The 22,273-nt window shown below is 68.6% G+C and carries 21 protein-coding genes; 6 read left to right on the forward strand and 15 right to left on the reverse strand.

What is annotated here, in order from left to right; translation table 11 throughout:
• Window positions 1-63 precede the first annotated feature (63 nt).
• Genes EF834_RS08555 through EF834_RS08565 form a run of 3 tightly spaced genes read left to right on the forward strand, consistent with a single transcriptional unit; the run spans window position 64 to window position 2,728 of the window.
• Window positions 64-261 carry a hypothetical protein gene (locus tag EF834_RS08555; protein WP_127946809.1) on the forward strand — a complete coding sequence of 66 codons (198 nt, stop codon included), beginning with the start codon at window positions 64-66 and terminating at the stop codon, window positions 259-261.
• Window positions 258-638 (forward strand): type II toxin-antitoxin system death-on-curing family toxin, encoded by a 381-nt coding sequence (locus tag EF834_RS08560; RefSeq protein ID WP_127946810.1) that lies wholly within the window; start codon window positions 258-260, stop codon window positions 636-638. Before EF834_RS08555 ends, EF834_RS08560 begins: the two co-directional genes overlap by 4 nt.
• Window positions 635-2,728: a DEAD/DEAH box helicase gene (locus tag EF834_RS08565; RefSeq protein WP_206615219.1), complete on the forward strand. Its 2,094-nt coding sequence runs from the start codon at window positions 635-637 to the stop codon at window positions 2,726-2,728. Before EF834_RS08560 ends, EF834_RS08565 begins: the two co-directional genes overlap by 4 nt.
• A 108-nt stretch (window positions 2,729-2,836) precedes the next feature.
• Here EF834_RS08565 and EF834_RS08570 read toward each other — a convergent pair whose 3' ends face one another.
• The 12 genes from EF834_RS08570 to EF834_RS08625 all read right to left on the reverse strand — a co-directional run bounded on the left by EF834_RS08570 (window position 2,837) and on the right by EF834_RS08625 (window position 17,651).
• The gene (locus EF834_RS08570) at window positions 2,837-3,598 is read right to left on the reverse strand and encodes a recombinase family protein (RefSeq protein ID WP_235871074.1); all 762 of its coding nucleotides are present in this window, start codon (window positions 3,596-3,598) and stop codon (window positions 2,837-2,839) included.
• Window positions 3,599-4,130: 532 nt separating this feature from the next.
• Window positions 4,131-4,625, reverse strand: coding sequence for a hypothetical protein (locus tag EF834_RS08575; protein WP_127946811.1), 495 nt, complete (start codon window positions 4,623-4,625; stop codon window positions 4,131-4,133).
• A 494-nt stretch (window positions 4,626-5,119) separates the two neighbouring features.
• Window positions 5,120-6,208 carry a hemolysin family protein gene (locus EF834_RS08580; RefSeq protein ID WP_127946812.1) on the reverse strand — a complete coding sequence of 363 codons (1,089 nt, stop codon included), beginning with the start codon at window positions 6,206-6,208 and terminating at the stop codon, window positions 5,120-5,122.
• Entirely contained in the window at window positions 6,201-7,580 is a 1,380-nt protein-coding gene (locus EF834_RS08585) for a hemolysin family protein (protein WP_127946813.1), read from the reverse strand. The genes EF834_RS08580 and EF834_RS08585 overlap by 8 nt, the downstream gene beginning before the upstream one ends.
• A gap of 292 nt (window positions 7,581-7,872) precedes the next feature.
• Window positions 7,873-9,309, reverse strand: coding sequence for a GuaB1 family IMP dehydrogenase-related protein (locus EF834_RS08590; protein WP_127946814.1), 1,437 nt, complete (start codon window positions 9,307-9,309; stop codon window positions 7,873-7,875).
• 56 nt (window positions 9,310-9,365) lie between these two features.
• Window positions 9,366-10,700, reverse strand: coding sequence for a DEAD/DEAH box helicase (locus EF834_RS08595; RefSeq protein ID WP_127946815.1), 1,335 nt, complete (start codon window positions 10,698-10,700; stop codon window positions 9,366-9,368).
• A 112-nt stretch (window positions 10,701-10,812) separates the two neighbouring features.
• Window positions 10,813-12,273, reverse strand: coding sequence for an NADP-dependent phosphogluconate dehydrogenase (gene gndA / locus EF834_RS08600; protein ID WP_127946816.1), 1,461 nt, complete (start codon window positions 12,271-12,273; stop codon window positions 10,813-10,815).
• A 74-nt stretch (window positions 12,274-12,347) separates the two neighbouring features.
• Window positions 12,348-14,027: a DEAD/DEAH box helicase gene (locus EF834_RS08605; protein WP_408014486.1), complete on the reverse strand. Its 1,680-nt coding sequence runs from the start codon at window positions 14,025-14,027 to the stop codon at window positions 12,348-12,350.
• A 250-nt stretch (window positions 14,028-14,277) separates the two neighbouring features.
• The gene (locus EF834_RS08610; protein ID WP_127946817.1) at window positions 14,278-15,243 is read right to left on the reverse strand and encodes a M56 family metallopeptidase; all 966 of its coding nucleotides are present in this window, start codon (window positions 15,241-15,243) and stop codon (window positions 14,278-14,280) included.
• Window positions 15,244-15,271: 28 nt separating this feature from the next.
• Entirely contained in the window at window positions 15,272-15,733 is a 462-nt protein-coding gene (locus EF834_RS08615) for a BlaI/MecI/CopY family transcriptional regulator (RefSeq protein ID WP_127946818.1), read from the reverse strand.
• Window positions 15,734-15,873: 140 nt separating this feature from the next.
• A complete protein-coding gene (locus EF834_RS08620; RefSeq protein ID WP_127946819.1) occupies window positions 15,874-16,380 on the reverse strand; it encodes a DoxX family protein in 507 nt (168 codons plus the stop codon).
• Between the two features lie 23 nt (window positions 16,381-16,403).
• On the reverse strand, window positions 16,404-17,651 hold the full coding sequence (locus tag EF834_RS08625) for an APC family permease (RefSeq protein WP_127947301.1): 1,248 nt from the start codon (window positions 17,649-17,651) through the stop codon (window positions 16,404-16,406).
• 178 nt (window positions 17,652-17,829) lie between these two features.
• Between EF834_RS08625 and EF834_RS08630 the strand changes: the two genes are divergently transcribed.
• From EF834_RS08630 to EF834_RS08640, 3 genes are read left to right on the forward strand one after another with little or no spacing between them, the layout of a single operon-like run.
• The gene (locus EF834_RS08630; RefSeq protein ID WP_127946820.1) at window positions 17,830-18,237 is read left to right on the forward strand and encodes an ArsR/SmtB family transcription factor; all 408 of its coding nucleotides are present in this window, start codon (window positions 17,830-17,832) and stop codon (window positions 18,235-18,237) included.
• 44 nt (window positions 18,238-18,281) lie between these two features.
• Window positions 18,282-19,400: a DNA polymerase III subunit beta family protein gene (locus tag EF834_RS08635; protein WP_127946821.1), complete on the forward strand. Its 1,119-nt coding sequence runs from the start codon at window positions 18,282-18,284 to the stop codon at window positions 19,398-19,400.
• Window positions 19,397-19,903 (forward strand): hypothetical protein, encoded by a 507-nt coding sequence (locus EF834_RS08640; RefSeq protein ID WP_127946822.1) that lies wholly within the window; start codon window positions 19,397-19,399, stop codon window positions 19,901-19,903. Before EF834_RS08635 ends, EF834_RS08640 begins: the two co-directional genes overlap by 4 nt.
• A 9-nt stretch (window positions 19,904-19,912) precedes the next feature.
• Here EF834_RS08640 and EF834_RS08645 read toward each other — a convergent pair whose 3' ends face one another.
• From EF834_RS08645 to EF834_RS08655, 3 genes are all read right to left on the reverse strand, one after another.
• Window positions 19,913-20,227 carry a PadR family transcriptional regulator gene (locus tag EF834_RS08645; RefSeq protein WP_127946823.1) on the reverse strand — a complete coding sequence of 105 codons (315 nt, stop codon included), beginning with the start codon at window positions 20,225-20,227 and terminating at the stop codon, window positions 19,913-19,915.
• 85 nt (window positions 20,228-20,312) lie between these two features.
• Window positions 20,313-21,179, reverse strand: a complete 867-nt coding sequence (locus EF834_RS08650; RefSeq protein WP_127946824.1) for an ABC transporter ATP-binding protein — start codon at window positions 21,177-21,179, stop codon at window positions 20,313-20,315.
• Window positions 21,176-22,171 (reverse strand): FecCD family ABC transporter permease, encoded by a 996-nt coding sequence (locus tag EF834_RS08655; protein ID WP_127947302.1) that lies wholly within the window; start codon window positions 22,169-22,171, stop codon window positions 21,176-21,178. Before EF834_RS08655 ends, EF834_RS08650 begins: the two co-directional genes overlap by 4 nt.
• Window positions 22,172-22,273 lie beyond the last annotated feature (102 nt).

Raw genomic sequence — 22,273 nt, forward strand, 5'->3', positions numbered from 1 at the left:
CATGACCACCGACGACACCGTAATTGGTACCGACAGTGGCACTGTCACTGGTACCGTGAGATCATGCCGGCCCTGAACATCACCTTCACCGACGAGGAGCACCGAGCGCTGCGCGAGGCAGCGGAGCGCGAGAACGTGTCCCTGCGCACGTTCGTCCACGACGCCGTGGTCGAGGCGGCGAGGTCGCGCAAGCACGTGCGCGACGAGATCCTCGCTCGGATCAACGACAAGTCCGCCGAACTTCACCGGCGGCTGGCTTGATCGTCTATCTGGATCGCGAGGACGTGCTCGCGTGTGCAGCGAGTGTGTTCGGGCAACCGGCCGTCGTCCGGGACTTTGGTCTGCTCGATGCTGCGATCGCGCGAGCACAGAGCACGGTCTTCGGGCAGGACGCCTACCCGGGTTCGTGGATGAAGGCAGCCGCGCTGCTGCACTCGATCGCCCGGAATCACGCACTCGCCGACGGCAACAAGCGCACCGCCTGGAACGCGGCATGGCTGTTTCTCGCCTACAACGGGATCGAGTTGGCCTATGGCTTCGACGTCGATGTCGCAGAGCAGCTGATGAACGATGCGGCGGAGGGTGTAGTCGACGTCGAACAGGTCGGCGATGTGCTACAGCAGTTCCGGGAGCCATGACGATCGACGCCTTTTCCCTCCTGCATCCCGGCGTCCGGTACCACCTGGCGAACACGCTGCGCTGGGACGGGTTACGACCCACCCAGGCGGCGGCGGTCGCGCCGATACTCGCCGGGGAGGACGCACTCGTGCTCGCTCCGACCGCCGGCGGCAAGACCGAGGCCGCGGCCTTCCCGCTGCTGTCGGTGATGGCCGAGCAGGACTGGGAAGGGGTGTCGGTGCTGTACGTGTGCCCGTTGCGGGCACTGTTGAACAACCTGCAGCCGCGCCTGCACGGCTACGCGCAGTGGCTCGGCCGCAGCGCCGCCGTCTGGCACGGAGATGTCGGACCGTCCGCGCGTGGACGGATCCTGCGGGAGCGTCCCGATATCCTGCTCACTACCCCCGAATCGCTCGAGGCGATGCTGGTGTCCACCAAGGTGGATCCGCGGGTGCTCTTCGCGGGGGTCCGTGCCGTCGTCGTGGACGAGGTGCACGCCTTTGCCGGTGACGACCGCGGCTGGCATCTGCTCGCCGTCCTCGAGCGTCTGTCGCGGGTCGCCGGTCGTCAGATCCAGCGCATCGGACTGTCCGCGACCGTCGGCAACCCGGACGAGCTGTTGTGCTGGCTGCAAGGCGGTTTCGCCGACCGGGACAGGCGTGTGGTTGCGCCCGCGGTCGACGGTCCGGCAGTGCGACCGGACATCACCGTCGACTTCGTCGGATCCGTTCCGAACGCCGCGACCGTCATCGCCTCGCTGCATCGGGGGGAGAAGCGACTTGTGTTCGTCGACTCCCGCCGACGTGCGGAGGAACTCGGCGCCGCCCTCCGAGAGCGGGGTGTGACGACGTTCGTTTCGCACTCATCGCTTTCCGCGGCCGAACGACGCCAATCGGAGACGGCGTTCGCCGAGTCCCGTGACACGGTCATCGTTGCCACCTCTACCCTCGAACTCGGTATCGACGTCGGCGACCTCGACCGGGTCATCCAGATTGGGTCACCCCGGACGGTCGCCTCGTTCCTGCAGCGCCTCGGTCGCACCGGGCGCCGCGCGGGCACAGTCCGCAACTGCCTGTTCCTGTGCCTCGACGAGGAACAGGAACTTCACGCGCTCGGCATGTTGCACTGCTGGGCGCGAGGCTGGGTGGAGCCGATTACCCCGCCGCCAGCACCGCGACACATCGCCGCACAACAGGTGATGGCACTGTGCCTGCAGGAGCATCGCCTCGGGATCGCGTCCTGGCGTCACTGGTGGGGTTCGTTGGCGGTGTTCGACGACACCGCCAACGAAATCATGGAGTTCCTCTGTGCCGAAGGCTATTTCGAGCGAGATGGGGACTTCCTGCACATCGGGCCGGAGGCGGAACGGCGGTTCGGGCGCCGCTACTTCTCCGACCTCACCGCTGTGTTCAGCGCGCCCCCCGAATTCACGGTGCTGGCCGGGCGCAACGAGGTCGGCACCGTTGGCACCGATCTGCTGGTCGAGGAGGTCGAGGGTCCGCGCGTGCTGCTGCTCGCGGGCAGGTCGTGGAAGGTCACCCACGTCGACTGGCAGCGTCGCCGGTGTTTCGTCGACCCAGTCGAGACCGGAGGCAAGGCCAAGTGGTCCGGGCTCGGCGGCGGGGTGTCGTACGAGATCACACAGGGGATGCGGGCCGTGCTGCTCGGCCAGGCACCGTCCGGGGTGACACTCACCCGGCGGGCGCAGGCCGCGCTCGCGGAGCTGCGGGAGCGCTACGGCGATGCGATCGGACCGGACGCGGCCGTGGTCGCGCTGCCGTCCGAGGGGAGTGGACGCTGGTGGACGTGGGCGGGATCCGCTGCGAACCGCACTCTGCAGGCATCGTTGCCGACCCTGGTGGACCCCCGGCAGCGGATCGACGAGAAGTCGCTGCGACTGCTCCCCGGAATCGGGCCACGTGAGGTGTCCGACGCAATCGCCCGGATCGTCTGGCAACAGCCCGAGGTCGCGGCGAACGCGGTTGCCGGGCTGAAGTTCTCGGCGGCGTTGCCGCCCGGGCTGGCAGCAAGGACTTTGGCGGAGAGGATCGGGGACCCGCGCGGGGCAGCCCGTGCGGTAGAGGACCGCCGGATCATCAGTCGTACTTGAGTCGCCGCTCTCTCGAGTGACGGGCGTCTCGATATTGTCCCTGCGCTTGCCACCGCGCCGATTGCGCCCCAGCAACTCGTCACTCGTCACATGACGAAATGATCCCCACTACTGACCCCCTGCCTCCGACAACTCCCGGCTGATCCGGGCGGCGTCCTGACCTGCGAGAACGCTGCGGACTGTGGACGGATGCCAGATCTTGCCGCCGCGGGCGGTCGGCACCTGGGCGCGGTTGAGGTCGTTCGCGATGCGCGCGTATCCGGCGCCGCCGCGGTGGGCGAGCACGATCCGGGTAACCACCTCGTCGGACAGGACCGAAGGACGGCCTAGCCGGACACCCTGAGCTTTCTTCACGGCCAGGGCGTCACGGGTTCGCTGGCGGATAGTGTCGCGCTCGTCCTCAGCGAGGTTGGCGAACAGACGCAGCAGGAACCGTCCGTGCTGGTCATGGGTGCTCGCTGACTGCGCGACGACGTACAGCGGCCAGCCCTCGGTGATCGCGGCTTCCATCAGCATCACCGAGTCGGAGAACTTGCGGGAGAGTCGGTCGACCTTGTGGACGATCATCCGTTCGGCCCGCCCTGAGGTGATGTCGGCGAGCGCCGCGGCCAGTCCGGGCCTCTCAGCTGGACCTTTGCCGCCGCTGATGCCTTCGTCGGAGTGCCAGGCGGTGATGGTCCAGCCTTCCCGCTCGGCGGCGGCCTCGATTGCCGCGCGCTGGGCGCCGATTCCGGCGCCGCTGATGCGCTGTTCCTTCGTCGAGACGCGCAGATAGGCGACCGCGGTTCCGGGGACTGCCGTTTCGGCGGAATTCTTCTTCTTCCTCGCCCTCTCGGCCTTTGCGAGGGCGGCCTCGATCACCTTTTCCACCCCGTTACCGTACTGAAATTGTGCAGAATAGGATGTGAAACGGTCGTTTACTGCATACCGGAAGCGCCTCGAAGCGCCCTGATTTCGAGGTGTCTAGCTACTCACTGCGGCTAAGGGGCGTCGTTTGGGCGCGCGCAGAGCCCAGATGTGATATCGCGTGACGACGAGGGGCGAGTTATTCGTCGCCGATCGCGCCCGCTTCGGAGGCCGGAAGGTGTTGGCCCATACCGTGATCGTGAGGATGCCTTTTCAAGCCACACTTATTCGACGTGAGCACCGACGAGGCCTGCGATTGTCGGGTGCGGACTCATTTGCATTTCCCGTACTTGGCTGCCGAGTTCGACGGGGTTATGTATTCCCGCATCCGACGCGCCGGGGAGAGCGGGCCTTGTAAGTCTGTATTCTTTTGTCCCTCTGGTCATGACGGTAGTCTCCGACAGGGGTTCCCGAACGACCAAGGCCCGATCCATCCGCCAGGATCGGATCGGGCCTCAGTCGTCAGAAGAGCGCCAACGCTGTGCGCGATTACGCGCTACGACAACGGATTTCGCTGGCCGGTCACGTTGTGCTGATTCGCGGTGTCCACGCTCATCTGGGCGCCCTGGTCGGCGCCCAACGAGCCGTAGTAGACGGCGTACATACCTGCGAACGCCGCGGGCACACCGACCAAGATGGGGCCGGCCGCCCAAGGTGCAGCCACGGCGATCGGCACTGCGAGAGAGCCACCACCGAGGACGCCCGTGATTACTCCGCTGAGGCCGCCGCTGAGGGAGCCGTACCACTGGCCGGCATTTTCGTAGTCCTCGACTCGCTGTTCGGGCGTGGGAGCGTAGTCGGGTGCGAACATGGCTGGGTTGATAGGACTTTCGAGCGGATTCCACACCGGGACGTTCGTGGGCGGGATCGTGGATCCGGTTTCCTGTGCGTGGGCCGTGCCGGTGGACGATGCGGCGATCGCGATCGGCAGTGCGGCGGCGACGATGGCGCGTCGCACCCAGCGACGTCGTTTCGCGGGATGTTGAGCCAAGAGTTCCCCTTCGTTTGTGCGCCGCGTGGGACGCGGCGCTTGTGCGCGTCGGCGTCCCCAGTCGGCGCCGCGGGACCGGGGCGGACCCGCCGGAAATGCGTGAAATGTCCCCCCAGACCGATGACCAAGATAGCTGTGCCAGACGGCGATCGCGAATCGGTACCGATGGCCCGTAACCGGCGGCACCGGTCGAGCAGGTGGCATGCAGGGCCCAGTCGCAACGGTGCCCGCGAGCCCGGCACCGCCACCACTCAGCGCGGTATACCGAGGGTTGACCGGCGATGGTCGAGTGCGGCGGCGGAGACACTCACTCCGTCATCTTGTGGCCATGCGGCCCACGTACTTCCGACTGTTCGCACACCCACCGGCCAGGCCCGTCGCGCGTCCGGGATGCCAGCGCCGCAACCGGTTTCGCCGGATGCCCCAATAGGTGAACAGGAAGTACGTGGACCGGGTGGCCAACCTCGCCGGCCCCGGCGTCCTATGCGCGGCCCTCAGACCGCCCTCTCGCCGGGAACCGCATCGTCGATCCGGTGCGTGCCGTCTCGGACGGTGCCGACGAACTCCTCGACCAGATCCTCGAGCGCGACGATCCCGATCACCGCCCCGGACCCGTCGACGACCGCACCAAGATGCGCGCCCGTGCGGCGCAGGACCGTGAGAGCGTCGTCGAGCGGCAGCGCCACCGAGATCAGCGGCAGGCGGCGGATGTCCGAGAGCGGGATCACCGTCTCCGGTCCGGCGGATTCGTCGGCCACCCGATCGAGGACGTCCTTCACGTGCAGGTAGCCGACCAGTGAACCATCAGCGCCGCGAACCGGGTAGCGCGAGTAGCCGGTCTCGATGACGGCGTCCTCGACCGCGCCGAGCGTGGTGCCGCCCGCCAGCAGCGGGACGGTGCGCATTCTCGCCGACGGGATCATGACGTCGGCGACGGTGCGCCCCTCCGTGTCGAGTGCCTGCGTGAGACGACGGTGCTCCTCCTCGTCGATCAGGCCCTCGGTGTGGGATTCCCCGATCATCTCCGACAGCTCTATGGACGAGACCGTCGCATCGAGTTCGTCCCGTGGTTCGACCCGCAGCAGCCTCAGGATGCCGTTGGCGCAGAGGTTGTAGAACGCGATCAGCGGCCGGACCAGCTTGATGAACGCAAGGTGAGCCGGCACGAGCAGCATCGCGGACTTCTCCGGCCCGGCGATGGCGATGTTCTTCGGCACCATCTCGCCGAGCAGGATGTGCAGCACCACGACCAGGCTGAGCGCGATTGTGAAGCCGATCGGGCGCAGGAAGGCGTCGGGCACCCCGAGGGCGCCCATCGGCTTCTCGATCAGATGCGCGATCGCGGGCTCGCCGACCTTACCGAGCAGGATCGAGCAGATCGTGATGCCCAGCTGGGCGCCCGCCAACATCAGGGACAGGTTTTCGCCGGCCTTGATGACGGTCGCCGCACGCTTCTTGCCCTGCGCATGCAACGCCTCGAGCCGGTCGCGGCGCGCGGTGATGAGCGCGAACTCGGCGCCGACGAAGAAAGCGTTGCCGGCCAGCAGCACGACGGCGAGCAACACTCCGAGGAGGTCAGCCACGGTCGTTCTCCTCTCGGATCGCGTCGATCGCCGGGACCGGGGTCAGCAGCACCCGGTCGATGCGACGGCCATCCATCGTCAGCACGCGCCCGATCCAGCCGTGCCCATCGGGGCCGAGGGGCTGGCCGCTCGCGTCGGGCAGGGCCACCTCGTCGCCCTCGACGGGGATCCGTCCCAGGCTCGTGAGCACGAGCCCGCCGATCGTGTCGTATTCGCCCTCGGGAGCGACGTAGCCGGTGGCGGCGGCAACCTCGTCGGTGCGCAGCAGGCCCGAGCAGGACCAGCTGTGGCCGACACGCTGGACGTCGATCTCGGTCTCGTCGTGCTCGTCGCGCACGTCGCCGAGGATCTCCTCGATCAGGTCCTCCATGGTCACGATGCCTGCGGTGCCTCCGTACTCGTCGACGACCAGTGCGACCTGCATGCCGTCGGCACGCACTTGTTCCATCACCGCGTCACCGTCGAGCGTGGACGGCACCACCGGAACGACCTGAGCGAGCGAGGCGAGTCGGGTGGACGTGCGGCGAGCGGCGGGCACGGTGAAGGCGTGTTTGACGTGCACGACGCCGATCGTGTTGTCCAGGTCCCCGTCGACGACGGGGAAACGGGAGTAACCGGTCCGGGACGCGGCCTCGATGAGGTCGACGACCGTCGCGCCGGTCTCGAGTGACTCGATCTTCACGCGCGGGGTCATCAACTCCTCGGCGCTCAGGTCGCCGAACCGCAGCGACCGGTTCACCAGCAGCGCGGTACCCGCGTCGAGGGAACCCCGCTCGGCGGACGTGCTCACCAGCGAGCCGAGCTCCTGCGGTGACCGGGCCGAGCGCAGTTCCTCCGCGGGTTCGATGCCCAGGCGGCGGACGATCCAGTTCGCGGCGCCGTTGAGGCCCTTGATGGCCCACTTGAAGATCAGCGAGAACCCGACCTGAAGCCCCGCCGTGGCGCGGGCGGTGGGCAGCGGCTTGGAGATCGCCAGGTTCTTGGGGACCAGTTCGCCGAAGATCATCGAGAACGAGGTCGCGATGATCAGCGCCAACGTGAGGGAGATACCCCGAGTCGCCGCGTCGGACAGCCCGAAGCCGCTGAGGAGTGGGCTGATGAATCGCGCCAGCACGGGCTCGGCGAGATAACCGGTGATCAGAGTGGTGATCGTGATCCCCAGCTGGGCGCCGGAGAGCTGGAACGAGAGCGTGCGGTGGGCGTGCCGGACCTGGCGAGCGCGAAGGTCACCGCGACGCGCGTGGGCGTCGACGGTGCTGCGCTCGAGTGCGGTCAGCGAGAACTCTGCCGCCACGAAGATGGCGGTGCCTGCAGTCAAGGCTATGAAGCCGAGCAGGCTCAGGATTGCGAGCGTAAGCGCTGCGACGTCCATATCAGCACCGCCCGCTCAGGGGATGAGGGCCGCCGGGTTTGTCGCCCGGCTCGGTAGAGGAGCCTTCGGAGGATCCGTCGGCCCCGGCCGAGTCGGAATCCGATCCCGGGGAGGTTGCGGGGGGTTGGTGTATGGGTGCCTCGGGCACCTGTGTCCTCTCTGTCGGGCGGCGCATGTCATCACCTTCAACCGGAACGGCGCCGAACGTATTTCCTGAAAGTGAGCCTCCACTGTAGCGTTCGTGATCTGAATGGGAGGAAAGAGACATCCTTCGGTGCCACGACCGTGACGGTCACCACCCCGACGGCAGCGGGCGACCCTCCGCGAATCCAGCGGCGGACTGCACCCCCATCACCGCCTTCTCATGCAGCTCGTCGAGCGTCCGCGCGCCCGCGTACGTGCATGCGCTCCGGACGCCGGAGCAGATGTGGTCGAGCAGATCCTCGACCCCGGGCCGGGTCGGATCGAGCCGCATCCGGGAACTCGAGATGCCCTCCTCGAACAGCCCTTTGCGGGCCCGATCGAACGCGGTGTCCTCGACGGTACGGGCGGCGACGGCGCGCTTGGAGGCCATTCCGAAACTCTCCTTGTACCGGTTGCCGTCCCGGTCGATCCGCAGTTCCCCGGGCGATTCGTACGTCCCGGCGAACCAGGACCCGACCATCACGTTCGAGGCGCCGGCCGCGAGCGCGAGCGCGACGTCCCGCGGATGCCGCACGCCGCCGTCGGCCCACACGTGCGCGCCGAGTTCCTGGGCCGCGTCGGCGCACTCGGCGACGGCCGAGAATTGCGGGCGCCCCACGCCGGTCATCATGCGGGTAGTACACATCGCGCCCGGCCCGACGCCGACCTTGACAATGTTCGCACCCGCCTCGATCAGGTCGCGGGTGCCCTGCGCCGAGACGACGTTGCCCGCGACGAGCGGCAGTCCGAGACCGAGCGCGGCGACCGAGCGGAGGGCATCGATCATGCGCTGCTGGTGGCCGTGCGCGGTGTCGAGGACCAGCACGTCCGCGCCGACGTCGGCGAGCGCCTTGGCTTTCTCGGCGACGTTGCCGTTCACACCGACAGCGGCCGCGACACGCAATCGTCCGTGCTGGTCGACAGCAGGGGTGTAGATGCCCGCCCGGATCGCGCCCGTCCGGGTGAGGACGCCGGCGAGCATGCCGTCGTCATCGACGATCACTGCGAGCGGGTCGTGCCGGGACTCGAGCAGAGCGAACACGTCCCGGGGGGTGGCGGTGGTGGGCGCAGTCGCGAAGTCCCGCACGGCAACCGCGCCCACACGGGTGAACCGGTCGACGTCCGAGCAGGCGGCCTCGGTGAGCACCCCGACGGGTCGGCCGCCGTCGACGACCACCGCCGCGCGGTGCGACCGTTTGTGCAGCAGCGTCAGCGCATCCGAGACGGCATCGTCGCGATCGAGGGTGATCGGGGTGTCGGCCACCAGGTGCCGACTTTTGACGAAGCTGACCGTCTCGGCGACCGCGGACGCCGGCACATCCTGCGGGATGACGACAAGGCCGCCGCGGCGCGCGACCGTCTCGGCCATCCGGCGTCCGGCGACGGCGGTCATGTTCGCGACCACGATCGGGATCGTGGTGCCCGACCCGTCCGACGTCGCGAGGTTCACGTCGAAGCGGGACGCTACTTCGGTCCGATTCGGGACGAGGAACACGTCGTCGTAGGTGAGGTCGTACGGGGGTTGCTGATCGCGGAGGAACTTCACGCCCTGACGTTACTGCGGATACGGCCGTCGCGCCGCATCTACGTGCATGCAATCCCTCACCGTCCGCCCCGGCGGCGTCGCCCGTACCCGGGACCGGCGGGACGTCCGCGACGCTGATCGCCGCGGGAACGGAACCCGTTGCCACGTCCGCGGGGGTTCCGCGTCTGGTCGGCGCGTGGGGGCGTCTCGGGTGTCTGTTCGGGAACCGGGGTTCGGCTGGGCTCGCGCGCCCCCGTAACCGTCGCCCAGCGCCGATCCTTGCCGCCCACCGGCAGCGGGGGGTCCGCCTCCACGCCCGCCGCCCGCATCACCTTCGCGGCGGCGGCACGCTCGTCTTCGGTCACCACCGTCACCACGACACCCGACTCGCCGGCCCGTGCGGTGCGGCCGGCCCGGTGCAGGTACGCCTTCGGTTCGGTGGGCGGGTCGACGTGCACGACGAGCGAGACGTCGTCGACGTGGATGCCGCGCGCGGCGACGTCGGTGGCCACGAGCACCGGTACGGTCCCGTCCGCGAACCCGGTCAGGACACGGGTGCGGTGGCCCTGCGGTTTGTCACCGTGCAGGCCGGCCGCATTCACCCCGGCCGTGCGCAGTTCGTCGGTGAGCCGGTCCACGCCCGCCTTGGTGCGGACGAACAGCAACGTCCGGCCGTTCCGGGCGGCGATGCGGGCGACGGTGTCCCACTTGATCTCTCGCGGCACGTGCAGCACATGGTGGGCCATCGTGTCGACGGCGGCGACGGCGGCGGCCGTCGCATGTGTGACCGGATCGTGCAGGTACCGGGCGACGAGCGTGTCGACCTCGCCGTCGAGGGTGGCGGAGAACAGCAGCCGCTGCGCCGAGCGGGGGGTTTGGTCGAGGATCTCGGTGACCTGCGGCAGGAAGCCGAGCTCGGCCATGTGATCGGCCTCGTCGACCACGGTGATCGCCACGTCGTCGAGGCGGACGGTGTCCCGGCCCAGGTGATCGGCGAGCCGCCCGGGCGTGGCGACGAGCAGGTCGACGCCGCGGCCCAACCGGGTGGCCTGCGCTTTGAGCGGCACCCCACCGACGATCGCGGCCATCCGCAGTCCCAGCGCCACGGCTGACGCGTCGAGCGACGCTTCGATCTGCGTGGCCAGTTCCCGGGTGGGGACCAGCACGATCCCGCGCGGTCGCCCGGGCCGGCTCGCCGCACCGGTCAGGCGCACCAGCAGCGGCAGCCCGAAGGCGAGGGTCTTTCCGGAGCCGGTCGGACCGCGCCCCAGCACGTCCCGCCCGGCGAGTATGTCCGGGATGGCGGCGGCCTGGATCGGGAACGGGGTCGAGATCCCCTCGCGGCCGAGGGAATGCACCAGCGTCGTGGGTAGTCCGAGCTGCGCGAAGGAGGGGGAGGGACGGTCGGACATGGATGAGCGGGGCCTTCCGTTCGTGAGGTGACAGGCTACCGCGGCTCCGCCGACGCCCAACCTGCGCGACGGGGCGGACGCCGCGCGTGCGCCCCGTCCGCTGCCGGGAGGCTCAGGCCACGACCTCGGAGCGGTCGCCGCTCCAGAGGGTGTGGAACTTGCCCGGCGAGTCGACTCGCTCGTAGGTGTGGGCGCCGAAGAAGTCGCGCTGGCCCTGCGTCAACGCCGCAGGCAGCCGCTCGGCGCGCAGGCCGTCGTAGTACGACAGTGACGAGGCGAAGCCCGGGACCGGGATGCCCAGCATGGTCGCGGTCGCGACGACCCGGCGCCAGCTGTCGATGCCGCTCTCGATCGCCTCACGGAAGTACGGGGCGAGGATCAGGCTCGGCAGCTCCGGATCGGCGTCGTACGCCTCCTTGATGCGGTTGAGGAACTGTGCGCGGATGATGCAGCCGCCGCGCCAGATGGTGGCGAGATCGGCGCGGGTGACGTTCCAGCCGTACTCGGCGCTTCCGGCCGCGATCTGGTCGAATCCCTGCGCGTACGCGACGACCTTCGACGCGTAGAGGGCGCGACGGATGTCCTCGGTGAACTGTGCGGCATCGGTCGGCTTGTCGCCGAGCGTCCCGGACGCCAATCCCCGTGCGGCCGCGCGCTGGTCACGTGAACCGGACAGCGCCCGCGCGAACACGGCCTCGGCGATGCCGGTGACTGGCACCCCGAGGTCGAGAGCCGACTTGACCGTCCAGCGGCCGGTGCCCTTCTGCTCGGCGGCATCGACGATCACATCGACCAGGGGCGTGCCGGTCTTCGCGTCCTTCTGGCGCAGCACCTCGGCGGTGATCTCCACGAGGTAGCTTTCGAGGTCTCCGGCGTTCCACTCGGTGAACACGTCGGCGATCCGTTCGGCGTCGTAGCCGAGCGCGTCACGGAACAGGTGGTAGGCCTCGCCGATCAGCTGCATGTCCGCGTACTCGATGCCGTTGTGGACCATCTTCACGAAGTGTCCCGAGCCGTCGGGTCCGATGTGCGTGCAGCACGGGGTGCCGTCGACCTGTGCGGCGATCGACTCGAGCAGTGGGCCGAGCGCCTCGTACGACTCCTTGGGTCCGCCGGGCATGATCGACGGGCCGTTGAGCGCGCCTTCTTCGCCGCCGGAGATGCCTGCGCCGACGAAGTGCAGGCCACGCTCCCGCAGGCTGGCCTCGCGACGAATCGTGTCGGTATACAGCGCATTGCCGCCGTCGATGATGATGTCGCCGGGCTCCATCGCGCCGGCGAGCTCCTCGATCACGGCGTCGGTGGGGTCACCGGCCTTGACCATGATCAGCACGCGGCGCGGCTTCTGCAGGGCCGCCACGAACTCCTCGATGGTCTCGGTACGTACGAAGTCACCGTCGTCGCCGTGCTCGGCCAGGAGCGCATCCGTCTTCGCGACGCTGCGGTTGTGCAGGGCCACGGTGTGCCCGTGACGGGCGAAGTTGCGGGCGATGTTGGATCCCATGACGGCGAGCCCGGTGACGCCGATCTGGGCGCGGGCAGCCTCGGTACTGGCAGAGGTCTCGGTGGTCATGAATACAGCTTCCCCTGTTGCCCTGCCGCATTGCGAACCGCCCCCGCCCTTCCAGGGGCGGCATCCACCACCCGTTACTGGTCGCGTTCGCGGCGGGGCCCGGTGAAACCGTCGTAGCTGCGACGGTCGGCGCGGCTACGGAACCCGTTCGACCGGCGCTCCGGTGACGCGGCGGCTTGCGGCCCGGAACCCGGAAGGCGAGCCGCCGCGCCGCGTTGACCGCGGTTGTCGACGTCCCGGCGCGGACCGCGGACCACCCGGTCGTCGTGGTCGCGGCGCGGCCCGTTGCCACCGTCGCGGCGCGGCCCGTTGCCACCGTCGCGGCGCGGCCCGTTGCCACCGTCGCGACGCGGCCCGTTGCCACCGTCGCGGAGATGACCTCGATTGGCACCGTCGCGGCGCGTGCCATTGCCACCGTCGCGGCGGGGACCACGGTCGCCGAGACCACGGCGCGGGCCACGGTCACCGAACGACCGCTCGCGGCGCTGCGGTCGGAAGTAGCTCTCGCGCACGGGCTCACCGCTCGGGGTCCGGGCCCCGGTGATCGTGGCGAGCTTCTCGGACCCCGGGGAGACCGGGACGATGCTGGCGTTCACCCCGGCCATGCCGGTCAGGCGACGGAACTGGCGACGCTGGTTCGGCAGGACGATTGCCGCGACGACGCCGGCCTCGCCCGCACGCGCGGTGCGACCGGCACGGTGTAGGTAGTCCTTGTGGTCCTGCGGTGGGTCGACGTGTACGACCAGGTCGATCCCGTCGACGTGGATGCCGCGGGCCGCGACATCGGTCGCCACCAGCACCGGGGTACGGCCGTTCTTGAATCGTTCCAGCACCCGGCTGCGCTGGTTCTGTGCCTTGCCGCCGTGCAGCGCCTCGGCGGCGACGCCCTTGTCCCGCAACCGCTGAGTGATTCCCTCGGCGCCCAGCTTGGTCCGGGCGAACATGATCGTGCGGCCACCCTCGCGGGACGCGATCTCGGCGACGACGGCGTCCTTCTGGCCTCGCTCGACCAACAGCACGTAGTGGTCCATCGTCGTCACCGATGCGCGGACGTCCTGCGTCGAGTGCATCTCGTGGGTGGGCAGGAACTCTCGAACCAAGGCCTGTACGTCGTGGTCGAGGGTCGCCGAAAACAGCAGTCGCTGGCTGCCCGCGGGTGTCTGGTCGAGCAGCTCGCGCACCTGAGGCAGGAAACCCATGTCCGCCATCTGATCGGCCTCGTCGAGCGCGGTCATCTCCACCTCGTCGAGGACGCACGTCTGCTGTCTGAGGTGGTCACTGAGCCGCCCCGGGGTCGCGACGAGGATGTCGACGCCACGACGCAGCTGATCGACCTGCTTGGTGAACAGCGTGCCGCCGACCGCGGGACGCACGTTCAGGCCGAGGGAGGTGGCGTACGGAGCCAGCGAATCGACCACCTGGAAAGCCAGTTCACGGGTGGGGACGAGCACCAGGGCGCGGGGGCGTTTGGGCCTGGGACGACCGTCATGCCGGGCGAGCCGCGCCAGCATGGGCAGACCGAACGCGAGCGTCTTCCCCGACCCGGTCTGCGCGCGTCCGAGGATGTTCCTGCCGGCGATCGCATCTGGGATCGCCATGGCCTGGATGGGCGTCGGCACGGTGATCGCCTTCTGCGCGAGTGCCGCGACGACCGGTTGGGGCAATCCGAGGTTCGCGAACGTCACCTCGGTGTCGTCGATCGTCGGCCGGTCGTGGTCGACGGTGGTCGAAGGGCTGGGGGCAGCAGAAGTCACGCGGAAGTACCTCTCCGGACGGCGGGCGCGTCGCGGAGCGGGCTGTCACGCAGCCGCACGAAGAGACGAGCCGGGGGCACGATTCAACGGTCGTCAGTGCGCGCTGCGCATTTGGGACCGGGTGCTCTGTGCCACATCGAACAATCGAAACTGTATGGACCCTGTCGTCGGGCCGTGGACGAGTGTACGCGACCCCCGTCCACGACGACGACTCCGCGCGGGCGCTGTGACCCGCGTAACCAGTCGGCGGTCAGGGCTGGGACGACGAGAACAGTCGATTCAGCTCGACTAGCCAGGGCACGGCGACCGCGATCGTCGGGACCACGAGAATCGCTGCCGCCGCGAAGTAGGCGGACACCGCGATCCGCGGGTCGGCGCCGGCACCACCCAGGCGCTGGATGCGGACCAGGGTGCTCGGGCCGCCTGCCGCCATGGCACCCCGGGGAGCCGTGGTCCCGGCGCAGGTCACCAGGGCGCGCGCCAGTGGAGCCGGGCCGGTGACCTTGACGGCGGAGTCGTCGGCAAGCAACTCGACGAGCAGCTGGACCGAGCCGAGTGCGGATTTGGAGCGAACCACTCGCGGGAAGGCTTGGTGTAGTGCGGTGAACGCCTCGAGGACCAGGTCGTGGCGGGCCCGCAGGTGGGCACGCTCGTGGGTGAGGATGGCCGTGATCTCGGCGGTGTTGAGGGACTTCAAGGTCCCCTCGCTGAGCACGACCCGATGCCGCAGGCCCGGAAGGCAGTACGCGATCGGTTCGGAAGCATCGAGGACACGCACATCGGACAGCCGCCCGAGGGCGGCGGAGATGTCAGCGTCGCCGCGGTCGAGCAGGTCGACCAGCATGCGGTGCCGGGCTCGTCGGCGGCGCGTGTGCACCGCGACACGGACGATCGAGGCGATCAACCTGGCGCCGACCAGCAGTGTGAGGCCGAGCACGACCATGTACAGGATCCACAGCGGTAGACCGAGCGCGTCGATCTCGGCAGTCGGGTCCGTGGTGGGGCGCCCGTCCGGGCCCGGAACCAACAGTTGGCTGGCGATGGCGAGCCCGGAGCTGAAGGCCGACAGTACCGCGGCGAGCGCGATCGCCTGCCAAAGCACCAGTGCCGCGCGGGGCGCACGGAACGGCCACCGGGCACGGCTCAGCAGCATCGGCACGGGACCGGTCAGGGCGAGCGCGAGCACCCCGAAAGCCAGTGCGGTGCTGGCGTTCATCGGCTACACGGCATGACGTCTACGGGCCTCAGCTCGCCCGGCCGGTGCCCGGGCGCAAACCGGGCGAGCCCGGCGGGTGCATCGAGGCTGACGACTGGGTGGTCGTGTCGGCCTTGGTCGCCTCGGACTCCTCGAGGGCGGCCAGCGCCTCGCGGAGCGCGGCGGCCTCGTCGGCGCCGACCTGCCCGACGAAGTGGACGAGTGCCGCGGCACGCTCATCGGACGCGTCGGCTTGCTGCAGGGCGTCGACCATGAGGCTCGCGACCAACTCGTCGCGGCCGTGCACGGGTACGTAGCGGTGCGCCCGATCGTCGCGCTGTTGGATCACCAGATGCTTCTTCGCGAGGCGCTGCAACACGGTCATCACCGTGGTGTACGCGAGTTCGCGGCGGGCCGCGAGGGCCTCGTGCACCTGCCGCACCGTCTGGGGTTCCGGTACGGACCACAGGTGATCCATCACCGCGCGTTCGAGCTCACCGAGTCCAGCCATACTTCAAATTCTACGTACCGCACGTCCCGAACCGCTCGCACTACCCGAAGTGCGTTCGAGTCGGAGTGTGTGGTATCGGTCTCAGTCCACGTCGGCGTGGACGTCCCGGGCTGGGTCGTCGAACGTCCCTCCGGGCGCGGCTACGGTTCGCTCGGGACTTCTCGCTGGCTCGGCATTGCGCGCGAGGATCGTAGGCGGGCATCCAGCGACCAGGCGCCAGCCCCGACGATGAGCAGGAACAAGCTTCCGCAGAGTTGAGCGATGTCGGGGCGCGCCTCATGGGCGAAGTCCCAAAATCCCGATTCACCGGCAAACGTAGGGGAATTGCCCCAGAGGATGGGCATCTTCGTGATCAGTAGCGCGCCAATCATGTCCACGATCATGGGGATTGTGGCCAGCCGTGTGAGCAGGCCGGCGAGAATCAGACAGCCGCACAGTATTTCGAACACGCCGTCGAAGTAGGCGAAGAACGCCGGTGCGGGGATTTCGGCCGTCCTGAATCGTCCGGTCCCGAGCCGCTCCGGGTAGACGAATTTCTGGATCCCCTCTGACAGGAAAATGGCGCCGACGTAGAAGCGGATCAGGACAACCGAAGCTGGTGCATCCGTCGCGGTCAGTCGGGTCAGAATTTTTTGAAGTTCAGGCATGGGTGCCTCCCGGTCGCCTGGGCCTATTCGAGCCCCCGATTTCCTCTTCCACCGACTCGCAGTCGGCGTGCTACGTAGACGAGTGCACCGGCTGCGATCACGGCGGCCCCGGCCACAACGGAGGTCAGTGGCAGGGTGAACGCCAGCACCAGGCAGCCGAGGGACCCGATGATGGGAATCAATCTCGCCGGCCGACCCTCGCTCGGCGAGAGGGTCCAGGCGGAAGCGTTCGCGACGGCGTAGTAGAGCAGTACTCCGAACGAGGAGAATCCGATGGCCGAGCGGACGTCGGCGAACGCCGCGACCGCGGCGACGATGATTCCGATGGTGATCTCGGCCCGGTACGGGACCCCGAACCGGGGATGCACGGCGGCGAGCACCCCGGGGAGATGACGATCGCGGGCCATGGCCAGGGTGGTACGGGAGACTCCGAGGATCAGCGCGAGCAGCGACCCGAGCGCGGCCACGACCGCACCGACCCGTACCACCGGTTCCAGCCAGCCGGCTCCGGCAAGGTTGACCGCCTCCGAGAGCGGTGCAGTTGTCGTGGCCAATTGCCGCGGGTCCAGCACGAGCAGGACCGCGACCGCGACACAGGTGTACACGACGAGGGTGATTCCCAGGGCAAGGGGGATCGCCCGCGGAATGGTGCGAGTCGGGTTCCGGACCTCCTCGCCGAGGGTCGCGATGCGCGCGTATCCCGCGAAGGCGAAGAACAGCAGTCCAGCGGCCTGGAGCACGCCGCCGACGCTGATGTCCGAACCCCACTCGAGCCTTGTCGGGTCGGCGGCATCGGACACGAATGCGGCCACGACCACCGCGGCGAGCACGGCCAACACGACGGCCACGATTGCACGGGTGAGCCACGCGGACTTCTGGATCCCCACGTAGTTGACCGCCGTCAAGGCCACCACTGCCGCGACTGCCACCTCGTGCGCGTACTGCGGCCAGGCATACAGCCCGACAGTCAGCGCCATCGCCGCGCAGGACGCGGTCTTCCCGGTCACGAAAGACCAACCCGCGAGGTATCCCCAGAACTTGCCCAGGCGTTCCCGCCCGTAGACGTACGACCCGCCAGAGGCGGGGTAGCGGGCGGCCAGGCGCGCGGAGGAGGTGGCGTTGCAGTAGGCGATCACTGCGGCGATCGCCAACCCGATCAGCAGCCCGGCGCCGGCCGCGTGGGCGGCGGGGGCAAGCACGGCGAAGATCCCGGCACCGATCATCGAGCCCAACCCGATGGTGATGGCGTCGCCGGTGCCGAGGCGCCTCATCAACTGGTTCGTGTCGCCGGTGGTTGCGGAATTGGGTCGGCTGTTCGACACCCGAACTCCTATCGCTAGCCGATATCGGCCAACGATATCTCGATTCCCCGTTCGCCGCGACCCTTCGCCGGGTCGGAGCCTGCCCAAACGTTTGACGAGGCGAATTGACGCACGCCAGTATTGACAGATGTCGAATCAGGCGGTGTCGAATCGGCCAGAGACGCTCTGCGCACCTCTCGGGTGTGAGCCGTTGGGTCCGGATCGGGCAGACGATCTGGCCCAGAGGTTCAAAGCACTGGGGGACCCGGTCCGGCTACGGATGATGAGTCTGATCGCCGGACACGAGCACGGGGAGAGTTGCGTGTGCGACATCGCCCCGGCGTTCGAGCTGGCGCAGCCGACCATCTCGCACCACCTGAAAGTGCTGCGCGAGGCCGGCTTGCTCGACAGTGAACGCCGTGGCACCTGGGTGTACTACCGGGTGATCCCGTCGGCGCTCGCGCAACTCTCGGCGGTGCTATCGTCCGAGCCGGGCGTCGTCCGAGGCTCGGACTGCACGTCGGTCGACGACGCGGCCGCGAAACCGCGACTGTGAAGGACTGTTGACCTTCAGGTAGGTCGAACCCGAATGATGTCCGGGTGTCTCGTTCAGAGTTGATGTCGATCGGTTCCTTCGCGCGCCGAAGCGGAATCACGGCAAGCGCATTACGCTTCTACGCCGATTCAGGACTGTTGCTGCCTGCGAAGGTCGACCCGATATCCGGGTATCGCTTCTACAGCGATGATCAACTCGAGCGTGCTGTTCTGCTCAGGCGACTACGCGCGATCGGTATGCCTCTCGCCTCGGCGGAATCGGTCCTCTGCGCCGAGCAGGACGAGGCTGTCCGTGCGGTCGAGGCGTACGTCGACGCAGTTGTCGGTGAGGCCGCGACCGCGCGGCAGCAGGCAGCTGTCATCAGGGCTTCGCTGGCCCCGCAGCCCGCACTGTTGGTCGTCACCGTGAGTGGACCGGTGCTGACGGCAGCTATCGAGCAGGTCCTGACGGCCGCCGCATACGACCGGGATATCGCGGTCCTCAACGGCGTACGCTTCGAGGTCGATTCCGGGGCGGCGACCTTGACAGCGACCGACCGCTATCGCCTGTCCACACGCACCCTCGTGCCTGCCGAGTCGTCCGCCATGACCTGGGCGGCCACGGTTAACGCCGACGATCTGCGTAGCTGCCTACCGGACCTGCGCCGTAGCCCGCTAGCCCGGATAGAGGCAACCGAGTACGAGATCTGGATCCGGCTGGCCGATCGGGACGATCACCACTGCCGCCTATTGACCGAGCCCTTCCCCGATTACCGGTTGATGCTCGCAGCGCTGCCACCGATCACGACTCGCGTTGAGGTGCCGAAGGCCCTACTCCTAGCGTCGCTCGAGGAGCGATCCGCCGATCACATCTCGCTGCGCGTCGGCCAGGCTGCCGTCGCGGTAGGGGGTCGACGCGGCGAGCGGGACCACAGTGTGCGGCTGCCGGCCCGCGTGACCGGACCGTCCATGGAGGTCTGGTTCGAGCTGACCACTCTGTATCCGGCTGTCAGCACCGCGATCGGGGCGGACGTGCTGCTCGACCTCAGGGCCCCTGACCAGCCGGCCACCATCCGATCCGCCGACAACGGGGACCTCACCACCCTCGCCATGCCGACCAACCCGCAATCGAGAGAAACGAACGCCGAACCCGCGAACACCGAACAGACGGAGAGAGACGAATGACCGGACCAACTAACGCGGACCCGATGATGGAAGCGATCGGCAAGGCCGTCACCGAGGCTCGGGGCGGGGACACCGCCAGGGCCCGGGCCGATCTCCTGGACCTGTGGAAGGCCATCGGAGTCGGGGGCGACCCCTTGCACCGCTGCACGCTCGCTCACTACCTCGCCGACCTCTACGGGGATCCGGCGCGCGCACTGGCCTGGGATGTGCGCGCATTAGATGCCGCCGACGCCACCACCGAGCGGCGCGTCCAGGACCACCATGTCAGCCTGCACATCGCGGGCTTCTACCCATCGCTCCATCTCAATCTGGCCGACAACTACCGTCGGCTGGGGTCCTTCCAAGCGGCACGCGAACACATTGACGCCGCACGTGAGCACTCGCCCGCACTGCCTCAGGATTCGTACGGAGAGCTCATTCGTGCCGCGATCGACGAAGTGACCGCGGCCATCGCGAACCACGACACCGCGGTGCGCGCCTCAGCGCCGGCCGCGGGGGCATGACAGGCGAGATCAGACGTGCTCGGTGGCGTCGATGCCGAGAACCTCGCGGGCCAACTCGGCCAAGGCCCGACGGTCGTCCTCGAGCGCCCGTATCCCGGCTTCGGTCACGTGGTACACCCTGCGGGCACGACCCTCGACCACCTGCTGCTGCGAGGTCAGCAGCCCTTCGGCTTCGAGTCGGTGCAGGGCGGGGTAGAGCGTGCCCGGGCTGATGTCGTACCCGTGCTCGGACAACTCCCGGGTCATCCACGCGCCATGGATACCCCGCTGGGCTGCGTGATGGAGGATGTGGACGCGTACCGCGCCGCGCTGAAACTCCCGCATGTGAACACCTCCGCATCCGAACTCCCGGATATCCGAGCCGATATCGCATTCCGATACCGTGTTTCGATACTACGACGGACGGCGGTCACCGATGGCGCACCGGACCGCCCGCCGCGCCATATACGTGCCGGGTGCCGATCGGGACGATCAGGGGACGATCCGAGACCGGGTCCTCGATGACGGCGGCCTCCAGCCCGAACACCTCCGCGAGCAGTTCGGTGGAGATGACATCCTGCGGCCTGCCGGACGCGACGATCCGTCCCTGCGACATCGCGATCAGGTGGTCGCTGTAGCGGACGGCGAGGTTGAGGTCGTGCAGCACCATGATCACGGTGCGGCCCATCTCCTCGTGCATGCGGTCGACGAGGTCGAGCACCTCCACCGAGTGCGACAGGTCGAGGTAGGTCGTCGGCTCGTCGAGCAGCAGGAGCTCAGTCCCCTGGGCAAGCGCCATCGAGATCCATGCGCGCTGGCGCTGCCCACCGGAGAGTTGGTCGACCGGCCGGTCCGCAAGATCGGCCACACCCGTCAGTGTGAGCGCACGCGCGACCTCGTCCTCGTCGTCCGACGACCACTGACGGAACCACGACTGGTGCGGGTGGCGTCCACGCGCGACAAGATCCGCGACCGTCAACCCCTCGGGGGCGACCGGGGCCTGCGGCAACATGCCGAGTGTCCGCGCCACCTCTTTGGTGCGCATCGACGAGATGGCCTTACCGTCGAGGAGCACGGTGCCGGCACGCGGCTTGAGGAGCCGACCCAGGGCACGCAGCATCGTCGACTTCCCGCAGCCGTTCGGGCCGATCACCGTCGTGATCACGCCGGTCGGGATCTCGACGTCGAGCCCTTCGACGATGATCCGGTCGCCGTAGCCGAGGGTCAGGTTCTCGGCGACGAGCCGCGGGGCGGGTGAGGGCGGCGCCGACTCTGCCGGTCCGGTTCGAGGGGTCATGCCGAGACCTTCCGGTTGTTGCGGACGAGCAGGTACAACAGGAACGGGCCGCCGATCGCCGAGGTCACGACGCCGACGGGCAGTTCGACGGGAAGAACGGTTCGCGCGATGATGTCGCTGCCGACCACCAGCACGGCGCCGGTCAGCGCCGATGCAATGATCGGCGGTCCGGCCGAACGGATCAGGCGCATAGCGACCTGCGGCGCCGCCAACGCAACGAACCCGACCGGTCCGGCGGCCGCGGTGGCGACCGCCGCGAGTACCACCGCCGCGATCAGCAGCTTGGCCTGCTCGGACTGTTGACGGATCCCCAGCGAACGGGCATTGTCGTCGCCCAGCCGCAGGGCTCCGAGCGTGAAGGTCGCGACGACTGCCCAGCCGCCGATGAGGACGAGGGCAATCGTCACCGGCCACACCTGCGCCCAGTCCGCGCCGTTCAGCGAGCCGTTGATCCACACCATGGCGCGGGAGGCGTCGTTGATGTCCGCCGAGATGAGCAGCCAGCCGGTGATCGCGAGCATCATCGCATTGATGCCGATCCCGACCAGGATCAACCGGTATCCCTCGACGCCCTGGCGCCACGCCAGCAGGTAGATCAAGCCCGCGGTGAGCAGACCGCCGAACAGCGCTGCCAGGGGGATGCCGAGCGTGGCGAGCAGACCGACGAACGACCCGCCACCCCCGAGCACGATCAACGCGACCGCCGCGGCACCCGCACCCGACGTGATGCCGAGGATGTCCGGGCTGGCGAGCGAGTTGCGGGCGACCGACTGCGTGATCGCGCCGGCGATGCCGAGCGCCACACCGATCAGTACGGCCGTCAGCGCGCGGGGCAGGCGCAGGTCCATCACGATGAATCGCTGCACCTTCGACCCTCCGCCGAACAGCACCTCGGCGACCTCGGGGAGTGACAGTGGGAAGTCGCCGCGGCCGATGCCGACACACACCAGCAGGAACACCGCCACTGCCAGCACGAGGTTCACGACGATCATGTACGGCCGCAGGACCAGCGAGATCGGACCGATCCGGAACGCGGGCCGTGACGGCACCTTCAGCGGTTCGCCGTGCTCGGCGGACGTGGTGGCTGGGTCGAT

The sequence above is a fragment of the Rhodococcus spongiicola genome (assembly GCF_004011835.1).
GTDB lineage: Bacteria > Actinomycetota > Actinomycetes > Mycobacteriales > Mycobacteriaceae > Prescottella > Prescottella spongiicola.